At 60.1% G+C, this 22,002-nt stretch carries 20 protein-coding genes; 13 read left to right on the top strand and 7 right to left on the bottom strand.

All coding sequences use genetic code 11. From position 1 onward, the window contains the following. Positions 1-24 precede the first annotated feature (24 nt). From ACUTQW_RS23830 to ACUTQW_RS23820, 3 genes are all read left to right on the top strand, one after another. Entirely contained in the window at positions 25-1,488 is a 1,464-nt protein-coding gene (locus ACUTQW_RS23830) for an anion permease (protein WP_006326512.1), read from the top strand. Positions 1,489-1,631: 143 nt separating this feature from the next. After that, positions 1,632-2,861 (top strand): bifunctional glucose-1-phosphatase/inositol phosphatase, encoded by a 1,230-nt coding sequence (gene agp, locus ACUTQW_RS23825; RefSeq protein ID WP_445654991.1) that lies wholly within the window; start codon positions 1,632-1,634, stop codon positions 2,859-2,861. 44 nt (positions 2,862-2,905) lie between these two features. After that, positions 2,906-3,661, top strand: a complete 756-nt coding sequence (locus ACUTQW_RS23820; protein ID WP_020439410.1) for a 4'-phosphopantetheinyl transferase family protein — start codon at positions 2,906-2,908, stop codon at positions 3,659-3,661. A 27-nt stretch (positions 3,662-3,688) separates the two neighbouring features. On the opposite strand, the gene rarD is transcribed toward ACUTQW_RS23820, so the two are convergent. Further along, complete coding sequence (rarD, locus tag ACUTQW_RS23815; protein WP_020439409.1) at positions 3,689-4,573, bottom strand: EamA family transporter RarD; 885 nt, start codon at positions 4,571-4,573, stop codon at positions 3,689-3,691. A gap of 140 nt (positions 4,574-4,713) precedes the next feature. Here rarD and alkB point away from each other — a divergent pair, with 140 nt between their 5' ends. Continuing rightward, on the top strand, positions 4,714-5,361 hold the full coding sequence (gene alkB / locus ACUTQW_RS23810; RefSeq protein ID WP_004946782.1) for a DNA oxidative demethylase AlkB: 648 nt from the start codon (positions 4,714-4,716) through the stop codon (positions 5,359-5,361). Here the strand turns inward: alkB and ACUTQW_RS23805 are convergent. Then, positions 5,344-6,279 (bottom strand): LysR family transcriptional regulator, encoded by a 936-nt coding sequence (locus ACUTQW_RS23805; protein ID WP_196758399.1) that lies wholly within the window; start codon positions 6,277-6,279, stop codon positions 5,344-5,346. The two genes, alkB and ACUTQW_RS23805, sit on opposite strands and share 18 nt — an antisense overlap. Positions 6,280-6,367: 88 nt before the next feature. Here ACUTQW_RS23805 and ACUTQW_RS23800 point away from each other — a divergent pair, with 88 nt between their 5' ends. Further along, positions 6,368-6,997 carry a serine-tRNA(Ala) deacylase AlaX gene (locus ACUTQW_RS23800; RefSeq protein WP_020439407.1) on the top strand — a complete coding sequence of 210 codons (630 nt, stop codon included), beginning with the start codon at positions 6,368-6,370 and terminating at the stop codon, positions 6,995-6,997. Between the two features lie 27 nt (positions 6,998-7,024). On the opposite strand, the gene idnD is transcribed toward ACUTQW_RS23800, so the two are convergent. The 3 genes from idnD to ACUTQW_RS23785 form a co-directional block, all read right to left on the bottom strand. Then, positions 7,025-8,071, bottom strand: coding sequence for an L-idonate 5-dehydrogenase (gene idnD, locus ACUTQW_RS23795; RefSeq protein WP_445654990.1), 1,047 nt, complete (start codon positions 8,069-8,071; stop codon positions 7,025-7,027). Beyond that, on the bottom strand, positions 8,071-9,435 hold the full coding sequence (locus ACUTQW_RS23790; protein ID WP_020439406.1) for an MFS transporter: 1,365 nt from the start codon (positions 9,433-9,435) through the stop codon (positions 8,071-8,073). The genes idnD and ACUTQW_RS23790 overlap by 1 nt, the downstream gene beginning before the upstream one ends. 98 nt (positions 9,436-9,533) lie before the next feature. Then, a complete protein-coding gene (locus ACUTQW_RS23785) occupies positions 9,534-10,301 on the bottom strand; it encodes an SDR family oxidoreductase (protein ID WP_020439405.1) in 768 nt (255 codons plus the stop codon). A gap of 354 nt (positions 10,302-10,655) precedes the next feature. On the opposite strand from ACUTQW_RS23785, the gene ACUTQW_RS23780 reads away from it, so the two are divergent. Next, positions 10,656-11,909, top strand: coding sequence for an enolase C-terminal domain-like protein (locus tag ACUTQW_RS23780; RefSeq protein WP_004946762.1), 1,254 nt, complete (start codon positions 10,656-10,658; stop codon positions 11,907-11,909). A 38-nt stretch (positions 11,910-11,947) separates the two neighbouring features. Here ACUTQW_RS23780 and ACUTQW_RS23775 read toward each other — a convergent pair whose 3' ends face one another. Then, entirely contained in the window at positions 11,948-12,664 is a 717-nt protein-coding gene (locus ACUTQW_RS23775; RefSeq protein ID WP_020439404.1) for a FadR/GntR family transcriptional regulator, read from the bottom strand. A 304-nt stretch (positions 12,665-12,968) separates the two neighbouring features. On the opposite strand from ACUTQW_RS23775, the gene ACUTQW_RS23770 reads away from it, so the two are divergent. Then, a complete protein-coding gene (locus tag ACUTQW_RS23770; protein ID WP_445654989.1) occupies positions 12,969-14,264 on the top strand; it encodes an MFS transporter in 1,296 nt (431 codons plus the stop codon). 15 nt (positions 14,265-14,279) lie between these two features. Here ACUTQW_RS23770 and ACUTQW_RS23765 read toward each other — a convergent pair whose 3' ends face one another. Next, entirely contained in the window at positions 14,280-14,528 is a 249-nt protein-coding gene (locus tag ACUTQW_RS23765) for a hypothetical protein (RefSeq protein ID WP_006326502.1), read from the bottom strand. A 177-nt stretch (positions 14,529-14,705) separates the two neighbouring features. On the opposite strand from ACUTQW_RS23765, the gene ACUTQW_RS23760 reads away from it, so the two are divergent. Genes ACUTQW_RS23760 through ACUTQW_RS23735 form a run of 6 tightly spaced genes read left to right on the top strand, consistent with a single transcriptional unit; the run spans position 14,706 to position 21,991 of the window. Continuing rightward, on the top strand, positions 14,706-16,331 hold the full coding sequence (locus tag ACUTQW_RS23760; RefSeq protein WP_020439403.1) for a TIGR04028 family ABC transporter substrate-binding protein: 1,626 nt from the start codon (positions 14,706-14,708) through the stop codon (positions 16,329-16,331). 10 nt (positions 16,332-16,341) lie between these two features. Beyond that, positions 16,342-17,286 carry an ABC transporter permease gene (locus ACUTQW_RS23755; RefSeq protein ID WP_006326500.1) on the top strand — a complete coding sequence of 315 codons (945 nt, stop codon included), beginning with the start codon at positions 16,342-16,344 and terminating at the stop codon, positions 17,284-17,286. Beyond that, complete coding sequence (locus ACUTQW_RS23750) at positions 17,283-18,173, top strand: ABC transporter permease (RefSeq protein ID WP_004946744.1); 891 nt, start codon at positions 17,283-17,285, stop codon at positions 18,171-18,173. Before ACUTQW_RS23755 ends, ACUTQW_RS23750 begins: the two co-directional genes overlap by 4 nt. Beyond that, a complete protein-coding gene (locus tag ACUTQW_RS23745; RefSeq protein ID WP_445654988.1) occupies positions 18,173-19,846 on the top strand; it encodes a dipeptide ABC transporter ATP-binding protein in 1,674 nt (557 codons plus the stop codon). Before ACUTQW_RS23750 ends, ACUTQW_RS23745 begins: the two co-directional genes overlap by 1 nt. Next, the gene (locus tag ACUTQW_RS23740; protein WP_445654987.1) at positions 19,836-20,882 is read left to right on the top strand and encodes a putative FMN-dependent luciferase-like monooxygenase; all 1,047 of its coding nucleotides are present in this window, start codon (positions 19,836-19,838) and stop codon (positions 20,880-20,882) included. Before ACUTQW_RS23745 ends, ACUTQW_RS23740 begins: the two co-directional genes overlap by 11 nt. Then, positions 20,879-21,991: an alkylhydroperoxidase domain protein gene (locus tag ACUTQW_RS23735; protein ID WP_445654986.1), complete on the top strand. Its 1,113-nt coding sequence runs from the start codon at positions 20,879-20,881 to the stop codon at positions 21,989-21,991. The genes ACUTQW_RS23740 and ACUTQW_RS23735 overlap by 4 nt, the downstream gene beginning before the upstream one ends. Positions 21,992-22,002 lie beyond the last annotated feature (11 nt).

Genomic DNA, 22,002 nt, shown 5'->3' with positions numbered 1-22,002 from the left:
ATAACCCTTCATCAGGAGAGTCTTATGTCTCAAACCCAGGAAAAAATCTGGAAAGCGATAGTGCCGTTGCTGGTGCTCGCGATCCTGCTGTTGATACCCACGCCCGACGGCATGCCGCCGCAGGCCTGGCGCTATTTCGCCATCTTTGTGGCGATGATTGTCGGCATGATCCTGGAGCCGATCCCGGCTACCGCCATCAGCTTTATCGCCGTGACTCTCAGCGTGCTCAGCGCCAACTGGGTGCTGTTTGGCGCGCAGGAACTGGCGGAACCGGGTTTCAAGGCCGGTAAAGAGGCGTTGAAATGGGGGCTGGCGGGCTTCTCCAGCACCACCGTCTGGCTGGTATTCGGCGCGTTCATCTTTGCGCTGGGCTACGAGGCCACCGGGCTTGGGCGGCGTATCGCGCTGTTCCTGGTGAAGTTTATGGGCAAGCGTACCCTGACGCTCGGCTACGCGGTGGTGATCATCGATATCCTGCTGGCGCCGTTTACCCCGTCCAACACCGCACGCACCGGCGGCACGGTGTTTCCGGTGGTGAAAAACCTGCCGCCGCTGTTTGACTCCTTCCCCAACGACCCTTCGTCGCGGCGTATTGGCGGCTACCTGATGTGGATGATGGTGGTCGGTACCAGCATCAGTTCGTCGATGTTCGTCACCGGCGCGGCACCCAACGTGTTGGGGATTGAGTTTGTCGGCAAAATTGCCGGGGTGCACATCAGCTGGATGCAGTGGTTCCTGGCCTTCCTGCCGGTCGGGCTGTTGCTGCTGATTGTCGCGCCGTTGATTTCCTATTACCTGTACAAACCGGGCGTGACCCACAGCAGCGAAGTGGCTGCCTGGGCCAACACCGCGCTGGGTGAAATGGGCCAACTGACGCGCAAGGAGCGCACCCTGATTGGCCTGGTGCTGTTCAGCCTGAGCCTGTGGGTGTTCGGCGGCAAGTGGCTGGACGCCACCACGGTCTGCCTGCTGGCGGTCTCGCTGATGCTGGCGCTGCACGTGGTGTCGTGGAAGGATATCACCAAATACTCCAGCGCCTGGAACACGCTGGTTAACCTGGCGACGTTGGTGGTGATGGCCAACGGCCTGACGCGCTCCGGCTTTATCGACTGGTTCGCCCAGACCATGAGCACCCACCTGAACGGCTTTTCGCCGAACATGACGGTGGTGGCGCTGGTGCTGGTGTTCTACTTCGCCCACTACCTGTTCGCCAGCCTGTCGGCGCATACCGCCACCCTGCTGCCGGTGATCCTGGCGGTCGGCAAAGGGCTGCCTGGCGTGCCGTTAGAGCAACTTTCGATGCTGCTGGTGTTGTCGATCGGCATCATGGGCGTACTGACGCCGTACGCCACCGGGCCGGGGGTGATTATCTACGGCTGCGGCTACGTGAAATCGAAAGATTACTGGCGGATGGGCGGCATTCTCGGCGTGGTGTATATCGCCGCGCTGCTGTTGATCGGCTGGCCTATCCTGCGTTTGTGGTATTGAGTTGCCTGCGGCCATCTCCCGATGGCCGCTTGCCGGATCTTCCTCCCGTGATACTCGTCACACACTTCACCGGATAACCTCTCCATCATAGCGAGGCGAAAGCTAACATATTCAAAATAATCACTTTCCTGGAGCCTCTGCGGATGAGAAGAAAAACGTTATTGCTGTGCTTGCCCTTATTGTTGACCGGGAATGCCCTGGCGGACACCAACGACTATCAGCTGGAACAGGTGCTGCTGATGAGCCGCCACAACCTGCGTGCGCCGCTGGCCAATAACGGCAGCGTGCTGGCGCAATCTACCCCCAAAGCCTGGCCGGCCTGGGATACGCCGGGTGGCTTGTTGACCACCAAGGGCGGGGTGCTGGAAGTGTATATGGGGCACTATTTCAACGAGTGGCTCAAGCAGACCGGCGTATTGCCGCAGGAAGGCTGCCCGACCGCCGGCAGCGTTTACGTTTACGCCAACAGCCTGCAACGCACGGTCGCGACCGCGCAGTTCTTTACCAACGGCGCATTCCCCGGCTGCGACATCAGCGTGCACCACCAGGAAAAAATGGGGGAGATGGATCCTACCTTCAACCCGATCATCACCGACAACAGCGAAGCCTTCAATCAACAGGCTCTGGGGGCGATGAACACCGAGCTGGCCTCGCTGAAGCTGGATGCCGCCTACAAACAACTGGCGAAAATCATCGATTACAAAGCGTCCAGCGCCTGTAAAACCGACAAGCACTGCGATCTGACCAAAGAAGCCAGCAAGATGAGCGCGGTGCCGGGCAAAGAGCCGGGCGTCGCCGGCCCGCTGCGGGTGGGGAACTCGCTGGTGGATGCCTTCATGCTGCAATATTACGAAGGCTTCCCGATGAAGGACGTGGCCTGGGGCAAGATAACCACGCCGCAGCAGTGGAAACAGCTGGCACAGTTGAAAGACGGTTACCAGGATTCGCTGTTCACTTCGTCAGTGGTGGCGCAGAACGTCGCCAAACCGCTGCTGACCTACATCAACGGCGCCTTGATTGGCGAACGCAAACCGGATGCGCCTAAGGTGACGGTGCTGGTGGGCCATGACTCCAACATCGCTTCGCTGCTGTCGGCGATGCGCTTCAAGCCTTATCAGCTGCCGCACCAGTATGAGAAAACGCCGATTGGCGGCAAACTGGTGTTCCAGCGCTGGCACGATAAGAAAAACGATCGCGACCTGCTGAAGATTGAGTACGTCTACCAGTCTGCGGACCAGTTGCGCAATGCCAACCCGCTGACGCTGAAAACGCCGCCGCAGCGCGTGACGCTGGCGCTGGAAGGTTGCCCGGTGGATAAACAGGGCTTCTGTGCCTGGAGCGATTTCGAAAAAACCATGAAAGATATTCTGTAACCCTTCCGTTCCTCTCCCTCCGGTTGGGGGGAGAGGAATAATCGTTGTTGCCGGCCCATCTGGCGTCTAAAATTAGCGGCCTGCACACTCACCCTGGACGACAAGTGTTCTCTTCTTTTATCCCCACCATCGAATGGCTGAACCTGGACGGTTATCCGGGGCAGGTTGCCCGTTGCCGCTTTTCCCTGGCGGCCTATCAGGACAGCTGTTTCGGCGACGTCGGTATGGCTCTCCCCGATCATCTGGCGCGTGCGGTGCCGAAGCGGCGGGCGGAGTATCTGGCCGGGCGTTATCTGGCGCGGGCATTGCTGGCACCGTTGGGGTTTGCGGATTTTACCCTGCAGCGGGGCGAAGACCGCGCGCCGCAGTGGCCGCAGGGAATTGCCGGTGCGCTCAGCCATAATGCGGATACCGCGCTGTGCGCGATACATCGGGAAAGCGGGCTGGGTGGCGTGGGGCTGGACGTTGAAACGCTGATCCCGGCTGAACGAGCCGAAGAACTGTGGACCGCCATCGTCGGCGAAGAAGAGTGCGCAACGCTGCGCCGGCGCCCGCAGGCGTTTAACCAACTGCTGACGCTGGCGTTCTCCGCCAAGGAGAGCCTGTTCAAAACCCTTTACCCGCAGGTGGGTTGCTACTTTGATTTTCTCGATGCGCGTATGGTGGCGATAGATACGCGACAGCGGACCTTTGAACTGGAACTGCTTAAGCCACTCACGGCGCATTGCCACGCCGGCCGCCGTTTTAGCGGGCGTTACTGGCATGAAAGTGACGATGTAACTACGTTTATCTATTTATAAATCAATTAAATAATTCACGTGACGCCGTCACGGTCTCTGTCGGCGGCGCAACAGATGACGCGTACCTTCCGCCACCAACAACAGCACCGCCAGCCAGATCGGAATATAGGTCAGCCATTCGTCGCGGCCGATACTCTCGCCCAGCAACAGCGCCACCACCACCAACAGCACCGGCTCCACGTAGCTCAGCAGACCAAACAGGCTGAAGGGCAGCAGGCGGCTGGCCAGGATATAACACACCAGCGCGGAGGCACTGAGAATACCCAACAGCGGGATCTGCACATACAGCAGCGGATGAGTGGCCAATGCGGCCTGCGGCCCGTTTCCGCCAAAGGCGAACCAGCCGGCGACCGGCAGCATCAGCGCCAGTTCGCACCACAGCCCGCCAAGGTTATCGGTGCCGAAATGCCGACGCAGAATAAAGTAAACCGGATAACCCAGCGCTACCACCAGCGTCGCCCAGGAGACGCCGCCGACCTGATACAGCTCGTTGCCGACGCCGATAATGGCGCAACCCACCGCCAGCTTTTGCAGCAGTGAAAGACGATCGCGGAAAATCACTCGCCCTGCCAGCACCATGGTCAGCGGCAGCAGGAAATAACCGAGCGACACCTCCAGCGCCTTGCCGTGCAGTGGCGCCCACAGGAACAACCACAGTTGAACCCCCAACAGCGCGGAACTGAGCGGCAGAAACAGCAGGCGGCGCGGCCGCTGTTTGATCCAGCGCAGCGTCTCGCTGACCCGGCGCCAGTCGGCGGAAAAAATCATAAACAGCGTCAGGAACGGCACCGTCAGCAGGGTGCGCCAGCCGAAGACCTGTTCGCCGTCGAGCGGGGCCAGCGTGGAGGTGTAGTAATACATCACGGCGAACAATACCGAGGCGACAACCGAAAGAACGATCCCTTTAATCACGTGCGATCCTGAAAGGTTATTGATTTTATTGCAGGTACTCTAGAGAAGTTTGGCGCCGACAACAATGGTGCGCATCACACTGGACAATCCTCGGCGGCAAGTTAAAATAAGTACTGGGTATTCATACAGGCTTTTAATTCATGACTCTCGATCTTTTCGAAGACGCCGTGCCGCCGCCGTGGCGCGAGCAGATCGCTCCGGGCGCGGTGGTGATGCACGGTTTTGTGCGCGACCACGGGCCGGAACTGTTGGCGGCGGTGAAGGGGGTGATCGCGCAGGTGCCGTGGCGGCACATGACCACGCCGGGCGGCCATGTGATGTCGGTGGCGATGAGCTGGTGCGGCAATGGTTGGAGCAGCGACAGCCGCGGCTACCGTTACTCCGAGCGCGATTCGCGCAGCGGCAAACGTTGGCCGCCCATCCCGGCTATTTTTATGGCGCTGGCGGACGAAGCGGCGCAGCAGGCGGGCTTTGCGCCGTTCGTGCCGGATTCGTGCCTGATTAACCGCTACGATCCCGGCAGCAAGCTGTCGCTGCATCAGGATAAAGACGAACACGATTTTGGCTCACCGATAGTGTCGGTCTCACTGGGATTACCGGCGGTGTTCCAGTTCGGCGGCATGCAGCGCAGTGACCGGGCCCAGCGCATTCCCCTGGCGCACGGCGACGTCGTCGTGTGGGGCGGGCCGTCGCGGCTGTGCTTTCACGGCATTATGCCGATCAAAGAGGGCTACCATTCGCTGGTGGGGCCGCACAGGATCAACATCACCTTACGCAAGGCGCTTTAGCTGCGGCTCTTTGGCCAGGCAGGCGACCAGATAATCGATAAACACCCGCAGTTTGGGCGGCAGATGCTGGTTGGGTGCATACAGCAGCCACAGGCCGCCGTGGTAGCTGCTGAGGAAATCCCACTCCGGCAGCACCTGCACCACTTCACCGCTGTCCAGCGCCTGCCGGGCGGTAAAATAGGGCAGGCTGCCGATGCCGAGGTGCTGTTTCACCGCATCCAGCCGCACGCCGGTATGGTTGGCGGCATAGCGGCCGCGCACGTTCACCGCGATCGTTTTGCCGGCGCGACGGAATTTCCAGCGGGCGTCGTTGGGCGTTTCCCCCAGATAAATGCAGCTGTGCTGTGCCAAATCCTGCGGCTGTTGTGGCGTGCCGTGCTGCGCCAGATACTCCGGCGTGGCGCACAACAGGTGTTCTATCGTCATCAGCTGGCGGCCGATCAGCCCGGGCGATGGGCGATCGGTAATGCGTAACGCCAGATCGACCCGATCGTCAATCAGGTCCATATAGCGGTCTTCCAGCCGCAGATGCACGTCCACCTTGGGGTAGCGGCGCAAAAATGCCGGGATATGCGGGTGCAGCACGAAGCGGCCTACCGCTTTGGGGACGCTGACGCTGATCAAGCCTTCCGGTTCTACGGCGCCCTGGCCGCTGATTTCCATCACCGAATGCGCGGCCTCCAGCATGTTGCGGCAGCGCAGGAAGGCTTCTTCGCCCTGTTCGCTCAGGCGCAGCTTGCGGGTAGTGCGATGCAGCAGTTGCAGCGCCAGTGCCTGTTCGAGTTTCGCCACGCTGCGGCTGGTGGCCGAGGGCGAGGTGCCCAGCAGGCGGGCGGCGGCGGAGAAGCTGCCGCTTTCCACCACCTGAACGAAAACGGCCATTTCGGCCAGCAGAGAATGGGATAGATTTGTGCTCACGGCGCAAAGGTCCATTGTAAAGAAGACGGATTATCCTTTGATTATGGCATGAATATACTAGGCGGAGTTCCGTAACCAGGAGAAAGCCATGACTGAACGACTTTATTATTACAGCGACGAGCTACAGGGCGAAGCGCAGGTGTTGGCCTGCACCCCGGTCGAAGACGGCGGATATGCCGTGGAGCTGAGCGCGACGCTGTTCCACCCGCAGGGCGGCGGGCAACAGGCCGATACCGGTGCTCTCGGCGCCATCCCGGTACTGCGCGTGGCGCAGCAGGGCGAGAAGGTGCTGCATTTCACCGCCGAACCCGTGAGCGCCGGGCCGGTGAACCAACAGGTGGATGGCGAGCGGCGCCGGTTGCATGCCCGTTGGCATTCCGCCGGCCATCTGATTGGCTGGGTAGGGGAAAACCACGGCTGGCAACCGATGAAGGCGCATCATTGGCCAGGTGAAGGGCGCATCACCTTTGCGCCGGGCGCAGACCCGCAAACGCTGGAGCAAGGTGCCCTGCAGGCGGAACTGCAACGGCTGATTGCGGCCAATTTGCCGCGCAGGCAGTTGGACGTCGATGGCGTGCGTCAGGTAGGTTTCGGCGATCTGCCCGTTTACGGCTGCGGCGGCACCCACGTGGCCTCGCTGAGCGAGCTGGGCGCGGTGACCATCACGGCGGTGAAGATGAAAAAAGGGCAGTTGATTGTGCAGTATGAAATGGGCTGAGCAGGCTCAGCCCTGGCGATGAGTCGGTCAGAATCGAATTTGCACCTTGGAAGACAGGTTTTTGTCGGCGGCGGCGATCAGCGCATTTTCAATCGCTTCCGGCGGGTATTCGCCACTGAGCAGAGGCAACGGGTCGATGCGGCCGTCCTGCAACCATTTAACGGCGGTAGCAAATTCGTCGACGAAGCGGAACGAACCGATCCAACGGATTTCCTTCACCAGCATGGGCATGACCGGATAATCGACGCTGTTGGCGCCCATGCCCACTTGCACCACGGTGCCGGCGGGGCGGGCCAGGGCCACGGTTGAGGCTATGGCCGCCGGGCTGCCGGAAGCTTCAAACACCACGTCGAAATAGCCTTTGTTTTCCTGATAAGGCGCAGCACTGCCCTCGTTCAGCGGGTTGAAGGTGGCGGTGGCGCCCATTTGCCGGGCCAGCGTCAGGCAACGGTCACTGACATCGGAGGCGACCAGTTCGGACGCGCCGGCGCTGCGTGCAGCGGCGAGGATCAGGCAGCCGATGGGGCCTGCGCCTATCACCAGCACGCGTTTCCCCACCAGCGTACCGGCAACGTTGACTGCATGAATGGCAACCGCCAGCGGTTCGGCAAAGGCCATCATCTGTGGCGCGACGTTATCGCGGTAAGGAATGCATTGTTGTTCCGTTGCCACCACGTATTCGGAAAAACCGCCGTTAACGTGCGGATTAAACTGCGCGCTGCCCATAAAGCGCATGGTGGCGCACAGGTTTTGTTTGCCCGCCAGACAGTATTGGCAATGATTGCAGGGTTGCGATGGGTTGACCGCCACCCGCTGCCCCACCCGCAGTGCCGATCCGGCGGGGGCCTGGCTGACGGTACCGACGAATTCATGCCCGACCACCATCGGGTGTTTGAGGACCGACATGCCGGCGCGGCCGTGCTGGTAATAATGGATATCGGAGCCGCAGATGCCGCCGCGTTCCACCTTCACCAACACGTCATTCTCATCGTATTCCAGCTCGCGCAGCTCAACGCGCACGTCTTTTTCACCGTAGGCGAAGCAGGCTTTGCAGCTTAGGGTTTTTTTGCTCATTATTTTGCCTCAATGTTGTGGAGGTCCGCGTTGGCGTGCGGCGGTAAGGGTTTTTCCGGTTTCGGGGGAACGAGCACCTCAATCTTGCCGACCAGGAAGGTATACGCCAGCAGGCCCATTAGCGCGACGGCGGCGATATACCACATCGCATAGTGGAAGTTATTGGTGCGTTGCAAAATGACGCCAATGACGATCGGGCTGACGATGCCGGAAAGGTTGCCGCAGATGTTCAGGCAGCCGCCCATGGTGCCGATGAAATTGCGCGGGATCACATCGCTCCAGACCACCCAGCCCAAATTGGAGAAGGCGTTGGCGAAGAAGGCGATGGACAAAATGGCGATGGCGATCACCGGTTGGTCTTCGAAAAAGTTGACCAGGCAGATAATCATGGTCAGGAACAGGCCCGACATGACCGGCAGTTTGCGGGCAAAGGTGCGGGACTTGCCCTTTTTCAGCAGCATATCGCTCAGCGTGCCGCCGCACAGCACGCCGGCCATCGCCATCAGGTAGGGGAAGGACGCGCCCAGCCCGGCTTTGGCTATCGGCAGGTGCAACCCTTTTTCCAGGTAAACGATAAACCAGGTCAGGAAGAAATAGAGCGTGGAGGAACAGGCGAACTGGGCGATGAACAATCCCCAAACGGTGCGCTGCCTGAGGAAAAAGGCGATATCGCTCCAGCGCACTTTTTCGCTGACGTTAGCCTGGTTTTTGGAGCCGTAACCGCCACCTTCGCGAATATAATCCAGCTCCCGCTGATTGGTTTTGCGGCTGTGCTGCGGATCGCGGTAGGCGATCAACCAATAGATGCCGAACAGAATGCCGACGCCGCCAGACAGATAGAACGACATCTCCCAACCGTATTCCGCCACTATGTAGGAGAGCGCCGGGGTTAACAGCGCCAGACCGATATACTGCGCACTGGAGTAAATGGCCGTGGCGCGCGCACGCTCATGGTCGGGAAACCAACTGGCGATGATCTTGGTGTTGGATGGGAAGGAAGGGGCTTCGGCAACGCCAATCAGCGCCCGGCAGGCCAGCAGCATCAGGAATGACGCGGTCGCGGTGGCGAATAAATGGTGCGAGGCAAACCCCATCATGAAGGTAAACAGGCTCCATAAAATAATGGCGCTGCCGTACAGAATGCGCGAGCCGATGCGATCCAGCACGTAACCGACCGGGATCTGGCTGGCGGCGTAAAACCAGGTAAACATGGAAAACAGCAATCCCAACTGGGTGGCGCTGAGATCGAATTCGGACTGAATCTTGCTGCCGGCGACGGACAGGTTGGCCCGGTCCATATAATTTATTGCCGTGACGATAAACAACAGCGACAGAATAAAGAATCGCGACTTTGTTGCTTTCATTTTTTTGTCCTGGTGAGTGACTTGTTTTTATAGGTTTTTTGGGTACAGGGGCGGTATGCCCGCCGTGGGCAAATACGCATTCGGAGGCTGTGGGAAAATTACAACACGGCAAGCCAACCGCCATCGACGTAAATGATTTGCCCGTTAACGTAATTGGACGCGTCGGAAGCCAGATAGACGGCGGTGCCGATCAACTCCTCCGGTTTGCCCCAGCGCTTTGAGGGATTGCTGGCTTTCACCCAGCTGTCGAAGGCTGGGTTGTCAACCAGCGCGGCATTCATATCGGTCAGAATATAACCTGGGCCAATGGCATTGGACTGAATGTTAAATTCGGCCCATTCGGCCGCCATTGAGCAGGTCAGCATCTTGATGCCGCCCTTGGCGGCGGTATAAGGCGCTACCGTCGCGCGGGCCGCCTGGCTGGTCAGCGAGCCGATATTGATGATTTTTCCGCCCTTGCCGCGGGCGATCATCCGCTTTGCGGCGGAACGGGCAACGATAAAGGCGCTGGTCAGGTTGGTATCGAGCACGCGTTGCCACTGCGCCAACTCCAGATCGACCAGCGGTTTGCGATATTGAATGCCGGCGTTGTTGATCACGATGTCGACTTCGACGTGCTCCCGATCGAGCTGGCTGAATACCGCTTCAATGGCTTGTTCATCGGTCACGTCAAAAGCAAAACCGCGTGCCCGGTGGCCTTGCGATTGCAAGCGTTCGACCGCTGCCTGTACCGTCGCGGGTTGGGTGCCGTTAAGGATAACGGCGGCACCGGCTGCCGCCAGCCCCTCAGCGTAGGAAAAACCTAATCCGCGGGTGGAACCGGTCACCAGCGCCGTTTTCCCCGTTAAATCAAACAGAGCAGACATATCAACCCCTTATGGTTGGTTAAATGATCCTGATGCCTGCCGGGCCGTTGGGGCATTATGCGAAATGTTGCGCCAACAGCTTGTATGACATCATTCATATTAAAATTGCGGTAAGCCTTGATGGAAATCAATGCGGTTAAACGGTTTTTGAAACTTCGATCACAAAAGAAAATTTCATTGTGGGAAGGAGGGCTTTAAAATTGTATATAAAACAATTAGTTATTTTGTCTGTGTTTTACAGTATGACGCAGCGCACATAATTTTTAATTGGCGCTTTAGGGCTTGCGTCATCGGTGATATAAATTTCTTTATCTTGTAGGACAACTTATAAGTTTGCGATCAAAGGAGTTTCCAGTGGGCAATCTAAAAATCACCGGCGTGAAAACCATTCTCACCGCCCCGGGCGGCATCGATCTGGCGGTAGTGAAGGTAGAGACCAACCAACCTGGGCTGTATGGGCTGGGGTGCGCGACCTTCACTCAACGCATACATGCGGTGAAAACGGCAATTGACGATTACATGGCGCCGTTTTTAATCGGTAAGGATCCGGCGCGGATCGAGGATATCTGGCAATCCGCCTGCGTAAGCGGTTACTGGCGCAGCGGGCCGATCATGAACAATGCGCTGTCCGGCGTCGATATGGCGCTGTGGGATATCAAAGGCAAGGTCGCCGGTTTGCCGGTGTATGAACTGCTGGGGGGCCAGTGTCGCGATGGCATTCCGCTGTATTGCCACACCGACGGCAGCGATGAATTCGAGGTGGAGGACAACATTCGTGCGCGTATGGAAGAGGGTTACCAATACGTGCGTTGCCAGATGGGGATGTACGGCGGGGCGGGGACGGATGACCTGAAGCTGATCGCCACTCAGTTGGCGCGGGCAAAAAACATTCAACCCAAACGTTCGCCGCGCAGCAGCACGCCGGGCATTTATTTTGATCCGGACGCCTACGTGCGAAGTGTGCCGCGTCTGTTTGAACACTTGCGCGACAAGCTGGGGTTCGGCATCGAGTTTATCCACGATGTGCATGAGCGGGTGACGCCGATCGCGGCCATTCAATTGGCTAAAACGCTGGAACAGTACCAGCTGTTTTATCTGGAAGATCCGGTGGCGCCGGAAAATATCGATTGGTTGAAAATGCTGCGCCAACAGTCCTCTACGCCGATCTCAATGGGGGAGTTGTTTACCAACGTCAATGACTGGAGAACGCTGATTACCCACAATCTGATCGATTACATCCGCTGTCACGTCAGCACCATCGGCGGCATAACCCCGGCGAAAAAACTGGCGACGCTGAGTGAAATCCACGGGGTACGCACCGCATGGCACGGGCCGGGGGATATTTCGCCGGTCGGCGTAGCGGCTAACCTGCACCTGGACATGAGCCTCACCAATTTCGGTATTCAAGAGTACACGCCGATGAATGACGCGCTGCGCGAGGTGTTCACCGGTTGCCCGGACATTGAGCGGGGTTACGCCTACCTGAGCGATCGCCCAGGGTTGGGCATCGATATCGATGAGAAAAAAGCGGCGCAGTATCCGTGCATCGGCGGGATCCCGTCCTGGACGCTGGCGCGCACGCCGGACGGCACGGCATCCCGGCCTTAACATCGCTTGAGGGCGCATTTATTGCGCCCTCAAGCGAATCACTCGTTGCCCGATGCTGTCTTCTTGAGTTTTTCGATGGCGATGACGTTCTCCGCCATCGCTTCATTGAGTACCGCAACGGCGGTAGAAGAGTCGCGGTTTTTAATCGCCATAAACACCTTGATGTGCGCCTCGACGCTTTCCAGCGAGATGCCCAGTGCCCGGTTCAGTTCTTCCAGATAGTAGTAATAGGTGTCTTTGATCGAGTGCATCACGTTGTAGAACACTTTGTTCTGCGACGCTTTGGCGATCGCGAGATGAAACTCGAAATCGGCCTGGGAGTACTTCTTGTAATCGTCCTTGTTGACCAGCATGCGGTTCAGCGCCTGTTCCAGCGCGGTGATGTCTTTCGGTGTGGCGTTTAATACCGCCAGCTCCATGCATTTGAACTCCACCGTTTGGCGGAACACCATCATGTCGTGAAACTCTTCACGGCTGAGGTGCATGATGGGTTGCTGTTCGTTGAACAGGTTTTGCGGATTGAGGTGTTTGGCGACGAAGCTGCCTTTGCCCTGATGGGTCACCACAATGCCCAAATCGCGCAGCCGCTGCACCGCGCTGCGAATGCTGACCCGGCTGACGTTGAAAGAGGCGGTCAGTTCGGCTTCTGAAGGCAGTTTGCTCCCCGGCGGCCAACTGCCGTCCAACAGTTTTTCTTTAATTTGTTCGTAAACCGCGTTGACCACGTTGTGTTTTTGGATTGATTGAAGACTCATGATATCCGTCGCATAAGTTGTCCTACAACATGCCTGTGGTATAGCACGCCGCGCTACAGGTGTGAAGTTTTTCACCGCATTTTTGCGTGGCTGGACCCCGCCAAGGCGTCATAAATTTATTTTGTGATCGCCATTTCAATTTACAGCGCTGGCGATTGATTGCGGCGCAATAGTGATTCATTTTTGATCTTGAAGGATGTCATACAAGTAATGGTATGACATGTGGTTTTTTAAAATGATAAACAGAAAAACCCTGTCTGCCGTATGGACCGGTATTCATTAAACCTCCCTTGGGAAAACTCACATGAACATCAATTTACCCGTCAAACTGGCGCCAATCCGCTGGCGAAAGCTTATCCCACTGGCTTTTATCACCTATAGCCTGGCCTACCTCGATCGCGCCAACTACGGTTTTGGCGCAGCGGCAGGGCTGGCACAGGATCTCAATATTACGCCCGGCATGTCGTCACTGCTGGGAGCCTTGTTCTTCCTCGGTTATTTCTTTTTCCAGGTGCCCGGCGGCATTTACGCTGAGAAACGCAGCGCTAAGGCGCTGATTTTTTGGAGTCTGGTGCTGTGGGGGATTTTGGCCACGGCCACCGGCTTGGTCAGCAATGTGGCGACCTTGGCCGTTATCCGCTTCCTGCTCGGGGTGGCGGAGAGTGTCGTGATGCCGGCGATGTTGGTATTCCTCAGCCATTGGTTCACCAAGCAGGAGAGGTCGAAAGCCAATACCTTCCTGTTCCTGGGGAATCCAATCACCGTGCTGTGGATGTCGATCCTGTCCGGTTATTTGGTCGATGCCTTCGGCTGGCGCGGCATGTTCATCATTGAAGGGGTGCCGGCGATTATCTGGGCGGCAATCTGGTGGGTAATATTTGTCGATCGGCCAAAAGATGCCACTTGGCTCAGCAAGCAGGAGAAAGCCGACCTCGAGGCTGCGCTGGTCGCTGAACAGACTGGCATGCAACCGATTAAAAATTACGGTGAGGCATTCCGTTCCCGCAAGGTTTTGGCGCTGTCGTTTATTCATTTCTTCTGGAATATCGGCATGTACGGTTTCATCATGTGGCTGCCGTCGATGTTGAAAACGGCCTCCGGCATGGGCATCGTCGCTACCGGCTGGTTGTCCGCCGCGCCCTATCTGCTGGCGGTGCCGCTCATGCTCAGTGCATCCTACTTCTCTGATAAATATCAGCAACGCAAACCGGTAGTGCTGTTGTTCCTGGGATTGGGCGCGGTATGTTTTTGCGCCTCCTTCACGCTCGGTGCCCATCATTTCTGGCTGTCTTATGTGCTGCTGGTGATAGCCGGCGGCGCGATGTATACGCCGTATGGCCCGTTCTTTGCGGCGATCCCGGAGTTGCTGCCGCGGAACGTGATGGCGGGGGCGATGGCATTCATCGTCAGTTTCGGCGCATTGGGATCATTTGTTGGCGCCTGGATTGTCGGCTATCTCAATGGCATTACGCAGGGGCCGCAGGCGTCTTACGTCTTTATGGGCACGTCGCTGATAATCGCGGTGGCGCTGACGGCGCTGACCCGTTTCTCCAACCCGGCGCCGCGGATTGGCGCGCCTGACGCCGCGGCCTGCCGATAAGGTCAGGCCGGGCGGTCATTTCGCCGGCCCGGCCTGTCGCAACTGGGTGCAGAAAGCGCACTGGCATCCGGCCTGCGGCAATGCTGCGCAGGTGCCGATGTTGACCGCCTGCGCATCCATCGCGTGAAAACCATAGAACATAGTCTCGAGGGTAGTTTCCGCCGCACGCGCCTGTTCTGGCTGTGGTTCCGGCACCTTCGACTGAAACGCGGCAGCCCGCCCGGCCAGCAGGCCAAGGAACAGCAGCGAGAGTTGAATTTTCATCCTGGCTCTCCTGATTTTGGTTTTTGATACACTATAACATTACCTCGATTCTGCCAAGCCAGAGCGCCTTGTGCGTTTTCCACCCTTGGTTAGCGAAATTAGTTCGTTCAACTCCCCGCCGATTTGGTTTGTTATCTCACCCATAACGTTCCGAAATAAAGAAGGCGTGGCAAATCTATGTTTAAGTTCTCTTTCAACACATTAACCGGCGGGATAACAGTGGCATTGGGCCTTGCGGCGAGCGTTCATCCGGCGCTGGCGGCGGTGCAGGGCGGCACGCTGGTCTACCTGGAACAGCAGGCGCACACCAACCTCTACCCGCCTTCCGGTGGTTTCTACCCCAACGGCGGCATCCTCAACCAGATCACCGACAAACTGACCTATCAGAACCCGAAAACGCTGGAGATTGAGCCGTGGATCGCCGAATCCTGGAGCAGCAACGCCGATAAAACCGAATACACCTTCAAGCTGCGCCCGGGCGTCACCTTCTCCGATGGCACGCCGCTGGATGCCAACGCGGTGGCGAAGAATTTTGATACCTACGGCCTGGGCAATAAAGACAAACGCCTGCCGGTGTCGGAGGTGATCAACAACTATGACCGCAGCGAAGTGATCGACCCGCTGACCGTCAAATTTTACTTCAAACGTTCATCGCCGGGCTTCCTGCAGGGCACCGCCACCATAGGTTCGGGGCTGGTGTCCCTCAGCACCCTGAACCGCAGTTACGACGAACTCGGCGACGCACGCCATATCATCGGCTCCGGCCCGTTCGTGGTCAGCGGCGAAACGCTGGGGCGCGAAGTGGATCTCGGCGTACGCAAGGATTACGCCTGGGGGCCGGCCAAACTGGCGCAGCAGGGGCGCGCCAATCTCGATGGCATCAAGGTGATCGTCACCGGCGAAGACAGCGTGCGCATTGGCGCGTTGCAGGCCGGCCAGGCGGACTTTATTCGCCAAATCCAGGCTTATGACGAGAAGCAGACGCAGGATCAGGGGTTCACGATTTACGCCGCTCCGACGCGTGGCGTTAACGACAGCGTCGCCTTCCGGCCGGACAACCCGCTGGTGAGCGACCTGCGGGTGCGCCAGGCGCTGCTGCATGCCACCGACAGCAAGCAAATCGTCGAGACGCTGTTCTCCGCCAATTATCCGCAGGCCAAATCGGTCATCGCCTCGTCCGCCGCCGGTTTTGTCGATCTGTCCGACAAGCTGAAGTTCGATCCGCAGTTGGCCAACCGCCTGCTGGATGAAGCCGGCTGGAAAAAGGGCAGCGACGGCCTGCGCGAGAAAGAGGGTAAAAAACTGCTGCTGAATGTGTATGAATCCCTGCCGCAGCCACAGAACAAGGCGGTGTTACAGCTGGTTTCGCAGCAGTGGGGCAAGGTGGGGGCGCGGCTGAACATCCTGGCCGGCGACGCCGGCAGCCGGGTGGCGGATAACCTCGATCCGCAGAAAACCCCGGCGACGGTGGTGGAAGTGGGCCGTGCCGATCCCGACGTGATTAAAAGCCAGTTTTACCCGACCAACCGCGATGCGTTGTTGCAAAAAGGCGGCAGCGGCAAGAACAGCCAATTCAGCGATGACAAGCTGAACGCGCTGCTGCTGGGCATCGCTTCCGAAGTCGATGCGCAAAAACGCCTGCAAATCGCCGGCGAGGCGCAAAACTACCTGCTCGATCAGGCCTATGTGATCCCGTTCTTTGAGGAGCCGCAGGTGTTTGCCGGCGCGCCTTATCTGAAGGGCGTCAGTTTTGAAGCTGTCGGCCGCCCGAGTTTCTATGGCGCCTGGTTAGAGAAACATTAAGGAGGCCACGATGACCCGATATCTGGCGAGGCGCATTGGGCAGGCGGCGCTGGTGCTGTGGGCGACCTTCACCCTGTCGTTTATCCTGCTGCAGGTGCTGCCCGGCGATGCGATTCTGATCAAGTTCCAGAACCCGGACATGGGGCTAAGCCCGGCGCAAATCGCTGATATGCGCGCCGCTTATGGGGCCAACGTCTCGCTGTGGCAGCAGTATTTGCACACGCTGGGCAACGTGCTGCGTGGCGATCTGGGTTACTCGATGCAGGCCGGCGTGCCGGTCACCGATCTGCTGGCCACCAACCTGCCCGCCACGCTGCAACTGGCGGTACTGGGCTTCTCGCTGGCGTTGATCCTGGCGCTGGCGATGGCCTTTCTCTCCAATTTGAGCGGTTTCGGCGGGCTGAGATCGGCGTTGCAATCGCTGCCCTCGTTGTTTGTCTCGGTGCCTACCTTCTGGCTGGGCATCGTGCTGATCCAGGTCTTTTCATTCCAGCTCAAGTTGATCCCGGTGATCAACCCGGGCGAGTGGGAAGGGTTGATTCTGCCGATCGTGACGCTGGCGGTACCCATCTCCGCCCCGCTGGCGCAGATATTGATCCGCAGCATCGATCAGGTCCAGACGCAGCCGTTTGTCGCCGTGGCGCGCGCCAAAGGCGCCAGTCGCAGCGGGGTGTTGTGGCGGCATGTGGCGCGCAACGCCATGCTGCCCGCGCTGACCATCGCCGGCATTTTGTTCGGCGAGCTGATCGCCGGGGCGCTGATCACCGAAACCGTGTTTGGCCGCAGCGGGCTGGGGCAACTGACCCTGCAGGCGGTGCTTAATCAAGACGTGGCGGTGTTGCAGGCGATTGTGGTGATTTCCGCCGCCGCCTTCGTCACCATCAACCTGCTGGTGGATCTGCTGTTCCCGCTGCTGGATCCCCGATTGAAAACGCAAACAGGAGCCGCCGTATGAGCAGTATCTCCTTTGAAAAAGCGACCGTGCCGGAACGCGATCTGGCCGGGCTGGAAAGCGAAGGCACCTTGCCGGCCAGCCGCCCGCGCCGCCGCAGGCGCGTGCCGGTGACGCTGCTGCTGGCCTGGGCGGTGATCGCCATTGCGGTGCTGTGGGCGTTGGCTCCGCAGCTGTTTACCGCCTACAGCGGCACCGAGGGCATTGCCGGCGCGCAGCGGCTGGCGCCGGGCGGGGCGCACTGGCTGGGCACCGATCAACTGGGGCGCGATCTTTACGCGCGCATTGTTTATGGCGCTTCGCAAACGCTGTCCGCCGCGCTGGTGGCGGTGGCGCTGGGCTTGCTGCTGGGCACCGCGCTCGGGCTGATTGCCGGTGCGGTGGGCGGCGTGGCGGACGATGCGGTCATGCGCCTGGTCGATGTGCTGCTGTCGATTCCCGGCCTGCTGCTGTCGCTAAGCATCATTATCCTGCTGGGGTTTGGCACGGTGAACGCCGCCATCGCCGTCGGCATCACCTCGGTCGCCAATTTCGCCCGCCTGGCGCGTGCGGAAGTGGTGCGGGTGCGGCACAGCGATTACGTCGAGGCGGCCTATGGCAGTGGCGGCACCTTTTGGGCGGTGCTGTGGCGGCACATTCTGCCGAACTCGCTGACCTCGGTGATTGCCTTCTCGGCGCTGCAATTCGGCAGCGCCATTCTGGCGATCGCCACCCTGAGCTTCCTCGGTTACGGCACGCCGCCGCCAACGCCGGAATGGGGACTGTTGATCGCCGAAGGGCGCAACTACATTTCCACCGCCTGGTGGCTGACCACTTTCCCCGGTTTGGCGGTGGTGGCGGTGGTGCTGGCGGCTAACCGCATCAGCCGCGCGCTGGCGAGGACGCATTGATGAGCATTCAAACCGCATTGCAACGGGCCGCCGCCACGCCGGTGCTGGAGCTGGACAAGGTTTCCATCGCCTATCAAGAGGCGGCCGGCAGCCGCCGGGTAGTGCACGACGTCTCTTTCTCGATCCAACCGGGTGAAGTGGTGGCGCTGGTCGGCGAGTCCGGTTCGGGCAAAACCACCACCGCGCAGGCGATCATTGGCTTGCTGACGGAAAACGGCCGTCTGGAGCAGGGGGCAATCCGCCTCAACGGCACCGACATTGCCCACTGGTCGTCACGCCGACTGGATGCGGTGCGCGGCGCGCAAATCAGCCTGATCCCGCAGGACCCTTCCAGCTCGCTTAACCCGGTAAAAACCATCGGCGAGCAGGTGGCGGAGATCGTCAACATTCACCGCCGCTTGCCGCGCAAGCAGGTGCAGCAGCGGGTGGTGGAACTGTTGACCCGGGTTGGCCTGACGCACCCGGAGCTGCGGGTGCGACAGTATCCGCACGAGCTTTCCGGCGGCATGAAACAGCGGGTATTGATCGCTATCGCCATTGCGTTGCAGCCGGCGCTGATCATCGCCGATGAACCCACCAGCGCGCTGGACGTCACGGTGCAGAAACGCATTCTTGATCTGATCGACGAACTGCGGCAGGAATTCGGCACCGCGGTATTACTGGTGACCCACGATCTGGCGGTGGCGGCGGAGCGCGCCGATAGGCTGCTGGTGTTCCGCCACGGCCGGGTGCAGGAGCAGGGCGTAACCGCCGAGGTGCTGCGTGCTCCCGCCAGCGACTATACCCGCCGGCTGTTTGCCGATGTGCCTTCGTTGGCCGGCGGCGCCGCGCCGCAGCTAAACCTTGGCACGCAGGAGCCGGCGATCCAGGTTAACGGGTTGGTGAAAGATTTTCGTCTGGCGGGCTCCGGCGGTAAAAGCTACCGCGCGCTGGATCGGGTTTTTTTCAGCGTGCAGAGCGGCACTACTCATGCGTTGGTGGGGGAATCCGGCTCCGGCAAGACCACGCTGGCGCGCTGCCTGCTCGGTTTTCAGCGGCCGGACGCCGGGCAAATCATTATCGACGGCACCGATTTCACCCGGCTGAAGGGGGAAGCGCTGCGCCAGTTCCGCCGCCGCATTCAGTTGGTGTACCAAAACCCCTTCGGTTCGCTCGATCCTTCGCAGACGCTGTATCAGGTCATCGAAGAGCCGTTGCTGAACTTCGAACCCTTGGGCAAAGCCGAGCGCTATCGCCGGGTGCGCGAGCTGTTTGAACGGGTGGCGCTGCCGGACGATCTGCTTGGCCGCAAGCCGCGCGAGTTGTCCGGCGGCCAACGCCAGCGGGTGGCTATCGCCCGCGCACTGGTGTTGCAGCCAAGGGTCCTGGTGCTGGACGAAGCCACTTCGGCGCTGGACGTGACGGTGCAGGCGCAGATCCTGCGCTTGCTGCAGGATTTGCAGCAAGCGTTGGGGCTGACCTATTTGTTTATCTCGCATGACCTGGCGACGGTGCGGCAGATTTCGCACAGCGTATCGGTGTTGCACCGTGGGCAGCAGGTGGACGGTGGCGCGACCCGCGACCTGTTCGCCATGCCGGGCAGCGATTACACCCGTCAGCTGATTGAGGCCATTCCCGGCCGCCAAGGGTATGCCGCACAGCCAAAGAGTGAGGACGCGTTCCATGAGCAGTAAGAGACTTGGTTTTTTCACCCGGTTGTTGGATCAGGGCAGCGCGCAACAGCGTTACCGGCTGGCGACCGAACAGATTGTGCATGCCGAACGGGCCGGGTTTGATACCGCCTGGGTGGCGCAGCACCATTTCCATGAGGATGAAGGCGGCCTGCCTTCGCCGCTGGTGTTTCTGGCGCAGGTGGCGGCGCGTACCCGCCATATTCGGTTGGGCACCGGGGTAATCACGCTGCCGATGGAATCGGCAATTCGCGTGGCGGAAGACACTGCGGTGCTGGATCTGCTGTCCGACGGCCGGCTGGAGGTTGGCATTGCCGCCGGCGGCACCCCGTCCTCGTTCAGCGCCTTCGGGTTCGATGCCCAACAGCGCAATGCGGTGTTTGCCGAGAACTTCGATACCCTGCTGCGGGCCTGGCGCGGCGAGGCGTTGGGCGGCGAGGATAACCGCTTGTATCCGGCAGCGCCGCAGTTGGCGCAGCGCGTCTGGCAAGCCACTTTCTCGGTGGAAGGCGGCGAGCGCGCAGGGCGGGCCGGTGATGGCCTGATGCTGTCGCGCACTCAACCCCGCCCGGCGGATGCGCCGGATTTGCCGCTGGACGCGTTGCAAAACCCGATTATCGATGCCTATCTGGCGGCGCTGCCGCCCGGCATAGCGCCGCGCATCATGGGCTCACGCACGGCGTTTGTCACCGACCATAGCCAACTGGCGCGGGACTTCGCCACGCAGGGGCTTGTGCGGGGGCTGGAACGCCTGCGCGCCAGCGGCCACCGGCCGTCCGATGAATCGCTCGACGGATTGATTCGCGCCTTTGACGTGCATCTGGGCACGCCGGATCAGGTTATTGCCTCGCTGCAAAAAGACAGCGCGCTGGCACGGGTGACCGATCTGGCGTTTCAGGTGCATTCGATCGACCCGCCGCACGCCCATGTGCTGCGTTCGATCGAGCTGATCGCCCGCCATGTTGCTCCGGAGCTGGGCTGGCAACGCCGCAATCCCGCTTCCGTCTCCCACGAACATCCCGCTGAGGAAAAGGTATGACAACCACATTGAACACTGAGGATCTGCTGGCGACGCTGGCGGAGATCGCGCCCGGTTCGGCATTGGCGCAGGCCAGAGCGACGCGTCAGGCGGCGACAGACGCCATTCAGGCCAGCTATCAGGCGCTGTTTGCTCCCGCCGACGCCGGGGATTTCCCGCCGGTGCAGCGGCTGCTGATCGCGCAGCGCATCAGCGAATGGCAGGCCGACCAGCCATTGGCCGCACACTACGCGGCGTTGCTGGAACAGCAGGGCGGCGCACCGGCCGGCCCGCGTTGGCAGGCGGCGCTGGATCATGCCGAACGGCTGGCGTTCAAGCCCGCCAGCGCCGACGCGCAGCATTTGCAGGGGTTGCAACAGGCCGGTTGGTCGCTGGACGACATCGTCACGCTGTCGCAACTGATCGCGTTTGTCAGCTTCCAAAGCCGCCTGCTGACCGGTTACCGGTTGCTGGGCGGCAAACCGGTTGAGGTGACCGGCACCCCGGTCAGGGCAGGCGGTTGGCGTACCGACCCCGTCACGTTGAGCGGCCGCCATGCGCCGCCGGTGTTTACTCGCCAGGAACTGGGGTGGGAACCCTGGATCGCCGCCAAGCCGCTGGCGGAGTTCGATGAGCCGGGCCAGGCGTTGTTGACGCGTTTCGGCCATAGCGATTCGGATTACTTCCGCCTGCTGGCGCGCAATCATCCGGTGCTGGAACAGCGCACGCTGGCGGACAGGGCGATTTTCTACACCCCTGGCGGGCTGGAGCGTAAAGATCGCGAACTGGCGGCGACGGTGGCCAGCAAGGTCAACGGTTGCATCTATTGCGCTTCGGTACATGCGCGCAAGGCGGCGCAACTGTCGAAACAAACGGAAGAGGTGCAGCGTCTGCTGGACGTAGCGCCGGGCGGCGTACTGAGTGAGGGGCAAGGGGATCGCTGGCGGGCGCAGATTGATTTTGCCGCCGCGCTGTCCGCCACGCCGCCGCAGGCTGACGCCCGGCATCTGGCAGCGCTGCGCGAGCAGGGGCTGGACGAACTGGCGCTGTTGGATCTGGTGCAATCAACGGCGTTCTTTGCCTGGGCTAACCGGCTGATGCTAACCCTCGGCGAACCCTTCGACGACTAAGGCGGACGGTC

Source organism: Serratia sp. TSA_7, from assembly GCF_052692135.1.
Note: the sequence above shows the minus strand (reverse complement) of the source record. Positions and strands in the feature narration are given on the sequence as shown.